This window comes from Acidisoma sp. (genome assembly GCF_035492295.1).
Taxonomy (GTDB): domain Bacteria; phylum Pseudomonadota; class Alphaproteobacteria; order Acetobacterales; family Acetobacteraceae; genus Acidisoma.
The window spans coordinates 1-10300 of record NZ_DATJJK010000248.1; the positions used below are offsets into that span (position 1 = coordinate 1).

5 protein-coding genes and 1 pseudogene are annotated in these 10300 nt (G+C 66.5%); 4 read left to right on the forward strand and 2 right to left on the reverse strand.

The features are described 5' to 3' along the window. Positions 1–3313, forward strand: a 3313-nt coding sequence (locus tag VL752_RS18580) for an acyl-[ACP]--phospholipid O-acyltransferase (protein ID WP_325357492.1), incomplete at its 5' end; no start/stop codon positions are given. Here VL752_RS18580 and VL752_RS18585 read toward each other — a convergent pair. Further along, positions 3301–4713, reverse strand: a complete 1413-nt coding sequence (locus VL752_RS18585) for an amidase (protein ID WP_325357494.1) — start codon at positions 4711–4713, stop codon at positions 3301–3303. The genes VL752_RS18580 and VL752_RS18585 overlap by 13 nt on opposite strands. A gap of 55 nt (positions 4714–4768) precedes the next feature. Continuing rightward, positions 4769–6043, reverse strand: coding sequence for a transcription termination factor Rho (gene rho / locus VL752_RS18590; RefSeq protein WP_325357496.1), 1275 nt, complete (start codon positions 6041–6043; stop codon positions 4769–4771). Between the two features lie 418 nt (positions 6044–6461). On the opposite strand from rho, the gene adh reads away from it, so the two are divergent. The 3 genes and pseudogenes from adh to VL752_RS18605 form a co-directional block, all read left to right on the forward strand. Next, on the forward strand, positions 6462–7982 hold the full coding sequence (gene adh / locus VL752_RS18595; protein WP_325357498.1) for an aldehyde dehydrogenase: 1521 nt from the start codon (positions 6462–6464) through the stop codon (positions 7980–7982). 164 nt (positions 7983–8146) lie between these two features. Further along, complete coding sequence (locus VL752_RS18600; RefSeq protein WP_325357500.1) at positions 8147–9982, forward strand: DUF885 domain-containing protein; 1836 nt, start codon at positions 8147–8149, stop codon at positions 9980–9982. Between the two features lie 31 nt (positions 9983–10013). Then, positions 10014–10300 (forward strand): annotated as a pseudogene (locus VL752_RS18605) (TIGR01459 family HAD-type hydrolase); the annotation flags it as partial.

Below are 10300 nucleotides of genomic sequence, written 5' to 3' on the forward strand. Positions count from 1 at the left end.
TTTTCTCATTCTCTGGGGTGCAAGCGGTGCAGCGGTCGGAGCAGGCGAGCCGCCACACGCCGCCAACGCTCTGATCGCCCTCGCCGGCGCGGTCTTCATCCTGCCTTTCTTCCTGCTCTCGGCCCTCGGCGGCGAACTGGCCGACCGCTACGACAAGGCCTGGCTCGCCCAACGCATCAAGCTGGTTGAAATCGCGGTGGCCGTCCTCGCGGTCCTGGGCTTCGTGCTGCACAGCATCCCGGTTCTGTTCCTGGCGCTGTTCGCCTTCGGCACGCTCTCCGCCCTCTTCGGCCCGGTGAAATACGGCATCCTGCCCGACCATCTGCCGCGCGAGGCGCTGCCCGCCGCCAATGCGCTGGTCGAAGGGGCGACCTTCCTGGCCATCATCGGCGGCACGGCAGCAGGTGGCGTCGCCTCCACACTGCCGCATGGGACCTTGGTGCTTACCGTGGCGGTCTTGCTTTTCGCAGTGCTGAGCTGGGCCGCCGCCCGCATGATTCCGCCCTCGGGCGAAGCCGCGCCCAATCTCGCCATTCGCCGCAACATCCTCCGCTCGACCTGGGGCCTCGTCGGCGAGCTCCGCGCCGATCGGCGGCTCTGGTGGACCGCGCTCACCAATTCCTGGTTTTGGCTGGTGGGTGCCATTGCGCTCGGCCTGCTCCCCGGGCTGATCAAGGAGGCGCTGGGCGGCGGAAGGGGAACCGCGACCCTCGCCCTTCTCCTTTTCTGCCTCGGGATCGCCGCGGGCTCGCTCCTTGCCGCCCAACTCACCGGGCGGCGGGTGAGCCTGCTCCCCGCCATCATTGGCACGGCGCTCATCGGGTTCTTCCTGCTCGATCTCTGGCGCGTGACGCAGGGCGCCGTCGGCCGCCACGACCTCTCGCTGCATGTCTTTATCGACCTTGTGCTGATGGCGGGCTCGGGCGGCCTGCTGGCAGTGCCAAGTTTCGCCGCACTCCAGGCCTGGGCGAAGCCCGATCACCGCGCACGGGTCGTGGCGGGTGCCAACGTCATCTCCGCCGGGGCGATGGCGCTCGGCGCATTGCTCTCCTCGGTGTTGCTGGGGCTGGGGCTCGGTGTGCCTCTTCTGTTCGGCCTGCTCGGCCTCGCCTCCCTCGCCGCTGCCGGCTGGATGCTCGCCACCATGCCGATGCGCCGGCTGCAGGATCTGCTCTGGCTGCTCTTCCGCATCTTTTACCGGATCGAGGTGACGGGCGCCGAGAACCTCGACCGGCGCGGCCCGCGCTCCATCATCGCGCTCAACCATATCAGCTGGCTCGATGCCGCCCTCGTTCTTGCCGTGCTCGACAACCCTCCGGTCTTCGTCATCGACCAGGCTCTGGTCCGTCTGTGGTGGGTGCGCATGGCCCGTAAACTCGCAACCGCCATCGCATTGGACCCCACCCGTGCCATGGCGACACGGCGCCTCATCCGCGCCGTGCGCGAGGGGCAGAGCCTGGTGATCTTTCCGGAGGGGCGCATCAGCGTCACCGGCAGCCTGATGAAGGTTTATGACGGCGCGGCGCTGATCGCCGCCCGGACCGAGGCGACCATCCTGCCGATGCGCATCTCCGGCCTGGAGATGACCCCCTTTTCCCGCGCCGCTGCCGGCCAGGCGCGGCGCCGCTGGTTCCCCAAGGTGCGGGTGACGGTCCTGCCGCCCGAGCACCTCGCGATCGATCCCGCGCTGCGCGGCCGGGCCCGGAGGGAGACCGGCTCGGCCGCCATCTACGGCCTGATGTCCGACCTCATCTGGCGTACCACGCCCACCGACATGACCATCTTCGAGGCGGTGTCCCGGGCCGCAAGCCTGCATGGGCGCGGTCGCATCGCGGCCGAGGACACCACGTCAGGCACCATCACCTACCGCCGTCTGCTGACGGGCGCGGCCGTCCTCGGCCGGGTTCTGGCACCACTCACCAGCCCCCGCGAGGCGGTCGGCGTGCTCATGCCGAACGCCAATGCCAGCATGGCCCTGGTCCTCGGCCTGATCTCCTCTGGCCGCGTTCCCACATTGCTGAACTTCACGGCGGGCGCGGCCAATCTCCTGCATGCCTGCAGGGCGGCGGAGGTGCGCGTCATCGTCACCTCCCGCGCCTTCATCCTCAAGGGGTCGCTCGAAAAGCTCATCGAAGGGTTGGAAGCGGGAGACGGCACGGTGCGCCCGCGCATCGTCTATCTGGAGGATATCCGCCGCCAGATCGGCCTCGTCGCCAAGCTGCGGGGCATGGCCCAGGGCGGTCGCCCCTTGCGCCGCGGCGCGGGGCCGGACGATCCGGCCGCCATCGTCTTCACCTCGGGCTCGGAGGGCACGCCCAAGGGCGTCGTCATCAGCCACCGCGCCATGCTCGCCAACATCGCCCAGGTCGCGGCGCGGATCGATTACGGCCGCTCGGACCATATCTTCAACGTGTTGCCGCTGTTCCATTCCTTCGGCCTCACCTGCGGCCTCGTCCTGCCGCTGGTCTATGGCGTGCCGGTCTTCATGTATCCCTCCCCGCTGCACTACAAAACCATCCCGGAGCTGATCTACCGGACCAATGCGACGGTGGTGATCGGCACCGATACCTTCCTCGCGGGCTATGCCCGCCAGGCCAATCCGTATGATTTCCGCTCGTTGCGCTACGTCGTCGCAGGCGGCGAACCGGTGAAAGCGCCAACCCGCGCGCTCTATCTCGAGAAATTCGGCATCCGCCTGCTCGAAGGCTATGGCGTGACGGAGACCGGCCCCGTCCTTGCCCTCAATACGCCGATGTTCAACCGCTTCGGCACGGTCGGCCGCCTGCTGCCGGGCATCGAGGCGCGGCTCGACCCGGTACCTGGCATCGCGGAGGGCGGCCGCCTCGTCGTGCGCGGCCCCAATGTCATGCTGGGCTATCTCAGGGCGGAGCGGCCCGGGGTGATCGAGCCGCCACCCGGCGGGTGGCACGATACCGGCGACATCGTGACCATCGACCTCGACGGTTTCATCACCATCCGCGGCCGCGCCAAGCGCTTCGCCAAGCTCGGCGGCGAGATGGTTTCGCTCGCCGCGGTGGACGCGCTGGCCGCCGAACTCTGGCCCGAGGCCATCTCGGTCGCCGTTGCCGTGCCCGATCCGCGCAAGGGCGAGCGCGTCATTCTCCTGACCGAGCAGCCGGATGCCGACCGCAGCCGCTTTCTCGATTTCGCGCGTAGCCAAGGGGCGACGGAACTGATGGTGCCGGCGGAGATCCGGGTGATCTCCGCCGTGCCTCTGCTCGGATCCGGCAAGGTCGATTTCGCGGCCGCGCAGCGCTTGATACTCGGCGCGACCGCTGATCAGGCCGCGTAGAGGCTTTCAATCGCAGCCGCGACGGCAAGGACCGATCCGTCCTTGCCCCGGCTGCCGATGATCTGCAGCCCGACCGGCAATCCGTTCTCCAGGATCTCGGAGCGAATGATCGCGGCCGGGGACTGGGCGAGGTTCACCGGGTAGCTGAAGCCCGCCCATTCGGTCCAACGCTTGAGGCCCGAGCCCGGCGGCACTTCCTCGCCTGCCTTGAACGGCAGGACCGCGCAGGCGGGGGAAAGGATCGCGTCATAGTCCGCCAGCAGAGCATCGAAAGCGCCGCCAAAAGCGGCCCGGCGATTATGGGCGTGGATGAGGTCGACGGCGCTATACGCCGCGCCCTGGGCGGCAATCTCCCGAAGGCCCGGGTCCACCGCGTCGAGATCGCCAGGCGAAAGCAGGGAGAGACGGGCAGCCGCCCCGGCGAACCAGTGGCGGTGGAAAAGGTCGAGCAGGTTTTCCTCCGCCGGCAGATCGACGGGCACAAGGCTCGCGCCCGCTTCCTCCAAACGTTTCACTGCGCGATCGAACGCCGCCGCGATCGTGGGATCGACGGTGCCGCTCGGCGGCGTCCGCCACAGACCGAAACGACGGCCCTGGAGGTCGACCGCTGCCACACTGTCGGCCGGCGCGAAGGGAAGAGGATTTTGAAACCAGTCGCGGAAATCACGGCCCGACATTGCCTGCAGCATCAACTGGGCATCCGCGACCGTGCGCGTCATCGGACCGATATGGGCCACGGTGCCGAAGGCGCTCGCCGGATAGGCGGGCACACGGCCGAAGGTCGGCTTATGGCCGACGATGCCGGTAAAGGCGGCCGGTACGCGGATCGAACCGCCGCCATCCGTGCCAAGATGCAGCGCGCCCACGCCGGTGGCGGCCGCAACGGCTGCACCGCCGGACGAGCCGCCGGGGGTCAGATCAGGATTCCAGGGATTGCGCGTGATGCCGGTCAACGGACCGTCGGTCAGCGCCTTCCAGCCGAATTCGGGGGTCGTCGTCAGGCCGAGGAACACCGCACCGGCCTCGCGGAGCAAAACGACCGAGGGGGCATCGGATGCCGGCGTCACGCCCGGAGAACGGGAGCCGTAGCGCGCGAGGCTGTCCTTGACCCAGACGATGTCCTTGATCGTCGTCGGCACACCGTCGAGTGCGCCGATCGGCGTGCCCGCCTGCCAGCGCTTTTCCGACGCCGTTGCGGCCGCAAGGGCACTCTCATGGTCGATGCGGACGAACGCGTTCAAGCGTTCCTGGATCGTTTCGGCACGCGCCAATGTCGCGCGCGCAACCTCAACCGGGGAAAGCTTGTGGCTTGCGTAAAGCGCCAGGAGCTCCGTGCCGCTCAGGCGGCAGAGCTCACTGGCATCATCCAAAGGCGTCGCGGCAGAGGGGGTGGGGGCCATGCGGTGCTATTTCTCCTGTCCAAGCACCCGACCCCGCCTCGCTGCCGCAGGGGCGTCAGGTGTTCATCGCGTCGAAGAAGTCCTGGTTCGTCTTGCTGTATTTGAGCTTGTCGAGCAGGAACTCCATGCCGTCCGTCGACCCCATGGGGTTCAGGATGCGGCGCAGCACCCACATCTTGGACAGGGTTGCGCGTTCTACCAAGAGCTCTTCTTTGCGGGTGCCCGACTTGGTGATGTCGATCGCCGGGAACGTCCGCTTGTCGGAGATCTTGCGGTCGAGGATGATCTCCGAGTTACCGGTGCCCTTGAACTCTTCGAAGATGACCTCGTCCATGCGGCTGCCGGTATCGATCAGCGCGGTCGCGATGATCGTCAGGCTGCCGCCCTCTTCGATATTGCGCGCGGCACCGAAGAAACGCTTCGGGCGCTGCAGCGCATTGCTGTCCACGCCGCCGGTCAGCACCTTGCCCGAACTCGGCACGACCGCGTTATAGGCGCGGGCAAGACGGGTTATGCTGTCGAGGAGGATGACGACGTCCCGCTTGTGCTCGACCAGCCGCTTGGCCTTCTCGATCACCATCTCCGTCACCTGGACATGGCGGGCGGAGGGCTCGTCGAAGGTGGAGCTGATGACCTCACCCTTCACGCTGCGCGCCATGTCCGTCACTTCTTCCGGCCGCTCGTCGATCAGCAGCACGATGAGAAAGACTTCCGGATGATTGGTCGAAATCGACGTCGCGATGCTCTGCAGCATCACCGTCTTGCCGGTGCGCGGCGGCGCCACGATCAGCGCACGCTGGCCCTTGCCGATGGGCGAGATCAGATCGATCACACGCGGCGTATTGTCCTTCTGCGCGCCCTTGACGGTCGGAGCCGGAACTTCGATTTCCATCTTCAACCGCTCGTTCGGATAAAGCGGCGTCAGATTGTCGAAGTTCGTGCGGTGGCGAACGGCTTCCGGCGGCTCGTAGTTGATCGTGTTGATCTTGTACATCGCGAAGTATCGTTCGCCGTCCTTGGGCGCACGAATCTGTCCCTCGACGGAATCACCGGTGCGCAGGCTGAAGCGCCGCACCTGATGCGGGCTCACATAGATATCGTCGGGCCCTGGCAGGTAGTTCGACTGCGGGCTGCGCAGAAAGCCGAAGCCGTCGGGCAGGATTTCGAGTGTACCCTCGCCGTGAATGGCCTGGTCGTTCTCCGCCAGGCTCTTCAGAATGGCGAACATCATCTCCTGTTTGCGGAGCGACGACGCATTCTCGATCTGTAGCGACTCAGCGAGGCTGAGCAGATCCGTGGGGCTTTTTGCTTTAAGTTCGGCGAGGTGCATCGGGACGCCTTCGGGGGAGATATCGGGTCCGCCCGGTCGTAGGGCTGGACATGCGAATGATATGGTTATTGGGTTTGATGGGGGATAATAGGGGTCGACATAATTTCTGCTGGCGGGCCGCGCCCGAGAAGAGGGCTGCCGCGGAGCGGCAGGAAAGAACCCTTCCCGCTCATGCTCCTCTCAAGTGGACTGTCGGCGCCGTTAAGTCAAGTCCCTCGCACGGCGCTCCCCCTGGCCTCGAAAAGCGGCATGCCTGCCCGAGCCAGCCACGATTGCGGTCGGATGGCAGAGCCTGATAGGCTCCCCCGGCCAGCCGACACATTTCCTGAATGAAAAGTGAAGTGCCGGCGAAGAACCTGTTGAAATTCAGGCGATTTAAGGGAGCGATGACAGCAAACGCTCCAGGGAGAGACAAAAGATGGACCAAGTTGCTCCGAGCGGGCTTCTGAAAGCTCCGCCTTTTTCAAAACGTTACGAAAACTTCATCGGAGGAAAATGGGTCGCGCCGGTATCCGGCCGATACTTCGACAATACTTCGTCGATCAACGGTCAGATCATTTGCGAAGTTCCCCGCTCCGACAAGGATGACATCGAGCTTGCCCTCGATGCGGCCCATGCCGCGAAAGATGCCTGGGGCCGCACACCAGCCGCTGACCGTGCCCTCGTCCTGCTCCGCATCGCCGATGTCATGGAACAGAATCTCGACCGGCTGGCCCTCGCCGAATCCTGGGATAACGGCAAGCCCATCCGGGAATCCATGGCGGCGGACATCCCGCTCGCGATCGACCATTTCCGCTATTTCGCGAGCTGCGTGCGTGCCCAGGAAGGCACATTGAGCGAGATCGACCACGACACGATTGCCTATCACTTCCATGAGCCGCTCGGCGTCGTCGGCCAGATCATTCCCTGGAATTTCCCGATCCTCATGGCCTGCTGGAAGGTGGCCCCGGCGCTTGCCGCGGGAAACTGCGTGGTGCTGAAACCAGCCGAGCAGACACCGGCGAGCATCCTGGTCCTCGCCGAGCTTATCGCCGACCTGCTGCCCCCGGGTGTGCTCAATATCGTCAACGGTTTCGGTCTCGAAGCGGGCAAGCCGCTCGCCTCCAGCAACCGGATTGCCAAGATCGCCTTTACCGGTGAGACGACGACCGGCCGCCTCATCATGCAGTATGCGAGCCAGAACCTCATCCCAGTGACGCTCGAACTCGGCGGCAAGTCGCCCAATATCTTCTTCGCGGATGTCGCCGCCGAAGATGACGCATTCTTCGACAAGGCGCTCGAAGGCTTCACCATGTTCGCCCTCAACCAGGGTGAAGTCTGCACCTGCCCCAGCCGCGCCCTGATCCAGGAATCGGTTTTCGACCGCTTCATGGAACGCGCGGTCAAGCGCGTGGAGGCGATCCGCCAGGGCAACCCGCTCGACCCGCAGACCATGGTCGGCGCCCAGGCGTCCTCCGAACAGCTCGAAAAGATCCTGAGCTACATGGAGATCGGCAAGCAGGAAGGTGCGAAGGTTCTCACCGGTGGTGAGCGCAACATGATGGAGGGCGATCTGAAGGACGGGTTCTACGTCAAGCCGACCGTCTTCCATGGCCACAACAAGATGCGCATCTTCCAGGAAGAGATTTTCGGGCCGGTCGTCTCCGTCACCACCTTCAAGGATGAGGACGAGGCGATGGCGCTGGCCAATGACACGCTCTACGGCCTCGGCGCCGGGGTCTGGACGCGGGACGGCAGCCGTGCCTACCGCTTCGGGCGCGGCATCCAGGCCGGTCGCGTCTGGACCAATTGCTACCATGCCTATCCGGCGCATGCGGCCTTCGGCGGCTACAAGCAGTCGGGCGTCGGCCGCGAGACCCACCGCATGATGCTGGACCACTACCAACAGACCAAGAACATGCTGGTGAGCTACAGCCCGCAGAAGCTCGGCTTCTTCTGAGCCTGGCGACGGACGCGCCGTCCCCGCCCGCGCCGGCGGGGACGGTTCCCCTTCGTCATCCTGGGCACGAGGCCCAGGAGGACGGAGCAGGGGGGAATACCCGCCCGCGATCTGAGGTAGTAAGGGAATCAAACCGCCGCGTTCGGGCGGAAGGGGAGATTTCCATGCTCGATCGTCGCCAACTCCTGGGCGCCGGCGCGTCCGCCGCCGCCCTGGCGCTCGCTTCCAAGGGCTGGGCCCAGCCGACAGGCGAGGCCGGCGCGAAGCTCACCGCGGTGCTGGACCGGTTCTTCCAGGAGAACCTCGAGGCCCAGCCGGAGGGCGCAACCGAGCTCGGCCTCGACAAGGGCGCGAACGCGGCCCTGAAGTCGAAGCTGCAGGATGTCTCGACCGCCGGCATGGCGCAGGCCCGGGCGCTGAACGCTGCTCATATCAAGGCGCTGAAGGCCTTCGATCGCAGCCAGTTCCAGGGCATGGACCGGGTCAACTACGACACCGTGCTCTATGTGGAAGAGACGACCAAGCCGCTGCTGGACCTCGACATCGGGGGCGCGGACGGCTTCTCGCCCTCCTGCTACGTGCTCTCGCCGATCACCGGGGCCTATCAGCGGGTGCCGGTGATGCTGGACACCAAGCATTCGGTCGAGACGGCGGCGGACGCCGACGCCTACCTGGCCCGTCTCGACGCCTTCGCCACCGCCATCGACGCCAATACCGACCGCTTCCGCCACGACGTGGGCAAGGGGGTGGTCCCGCCGGACTTCCTGCTGGACATCACCATGGGACAGATCTCGGCCCTGAGGGTTTCCGCCGACAAGTCCGACCTGGTGGCCTCGGTGGAGCGCCGCGCGACCGCCAAGGGCCTGCAGGGCTATGGCGGGAAGGCCGCGGCGATCTATGAGCAGAAGGTGGGCCCGGCTCTGGACCGGCAGATCGCGGCCCTCAAGGCCGTGCGGCCGAGCGCGACCCACGACGCCGGGGTCTGGCGGTTCAAGGACGGGCCGGCCTTCTACGCCGCCAACCTGCGCTACACGACGACCACCAATATGACCCCCGAGGAGGTCCACAGGATGGGCCTCGACCAGGCCGCCGAGATCGGCGCGCGGCTGGACGTGCTGCTCAAGAAGCGAGGCCTGACCCAGGGCACGGTCGGGGAGCGCATCAAGGGGCTCTACAAGGACCCGACCCTCTATTATCCGAACACCGACGCCGGCCGCGCCGAGCTGCTGGCCTATCTGCAGACCCAGCTCAAGGAGATCGAGGCGCGGCTGCCGCGCATGTTCGACCACCTGCCGCACCAGCGGATCGAGGCGCGCCGGGTGCCGCCCAACATCGAGGACGGCTCGCCTCTGGCCTATGCCGAGCCCGCGCCCATGGACCGCTCGCGGCCGGGCACGATCAATTTCAACCTCAAGGACACGGCCGAATGGCCGAAGTGGAACCTGCCCTCGACCCTCTATCACGAGGGGCTGCCCGGCCATCAGCTGCAGGGAGGCCTCGCCCAGGAGAGCCAGGGCATCCCGATGATCCGCAAGAACATGTACTTCTCGGGCTATGGCGAGGGCTGGGCGCTCTATGCGGAGCAACTGGCCTACGAGCTCGGCATGTACGAGAACGACCCGCTGGGCGAGATCGGCTGGCTGAAGGCGCAGATCTTCCGGGCCGGGCGCTGCGTGGTGGACACCGGCATGCACACCATGCGCTGGAGCCGCGAACAGGCGATCGAATACCTGATGGGGCTGGACGGGGACGCGGTAGGCTCCACCACGCGCGAGGTGCAGCGCTACTGCGCGATTCCGGCGCAGGCCTGCAGCTACAAGATCGGCCACACCTTCTGGAACAAGGAACGCGACCGGGCCAAGGCGGCCCTGGGCCAGAGGTTCGACATCAAGGCCTTCCACGACGCCGGCCTGTTGTCGGGGGCCATGCCGCTGGACGTGCTGGCGGGCGTGGTCGACACCTACATCGGCACGGCTGGCGCAAAACCGAAGCGGCATTGACCCCGGAGAGGCGTCCCGCTACCGCCCGGCCATGACCGCTCCGAAGCTGGCCGCCGGCCTCTCCCATATCGCCGACGGCTACGACGCCCTGCTCTGCGACGTCTGGGGCGTGATCCACAACGGCCGCGAGAGCTTTCCCGCGGCCTGCGAGGCGCTCGCCCGCTTCCGCGCCGAGCGCGGGCCCGTGGTGCTGATCTCCAACGCCGCCCGGCCGCACGCGCCGGTGATCGAGCAGCTCGACGCGCTCGGCGTGCCGCGCGAGGCCTGGACCCACATCGTCACCTCCGGCGACGCGACGCGCCTCTTGCTCGCCCAGCG

Excerpts from the sequence above, each read along its gene's own strand:
- rho (WP_325357496.1), bottom strand. The coding sequence starts at position 6,043 with ATGCACCTCGCCGAACTTAAAGCAAAAAGCCCCACGGATCTGCTCAGC.
- VL752_RS18600 (WP_325357500.1), top strand. The coding sequence starts at position 8,147 with ATGCTCGATCGTCGCCAACTCCTGGGCGCCGGCGCGTCCGCCGCCGCC.
- VL752_RS18585 (WP_325357494.1), bottom strand. The coding sequence starts at position 4,713 with ATGGCCCCCACCCCCTCTGCCGCGACGCCTTTGGATGATGCCAGTGAG.
- adh (WP_325357498.1), top strand. The coding sequence starts at position 6,462 with ATGGACCAAGTTGCTCCGAGCGGGCTTCTGAAAGCTCCGCCTTTTTCA.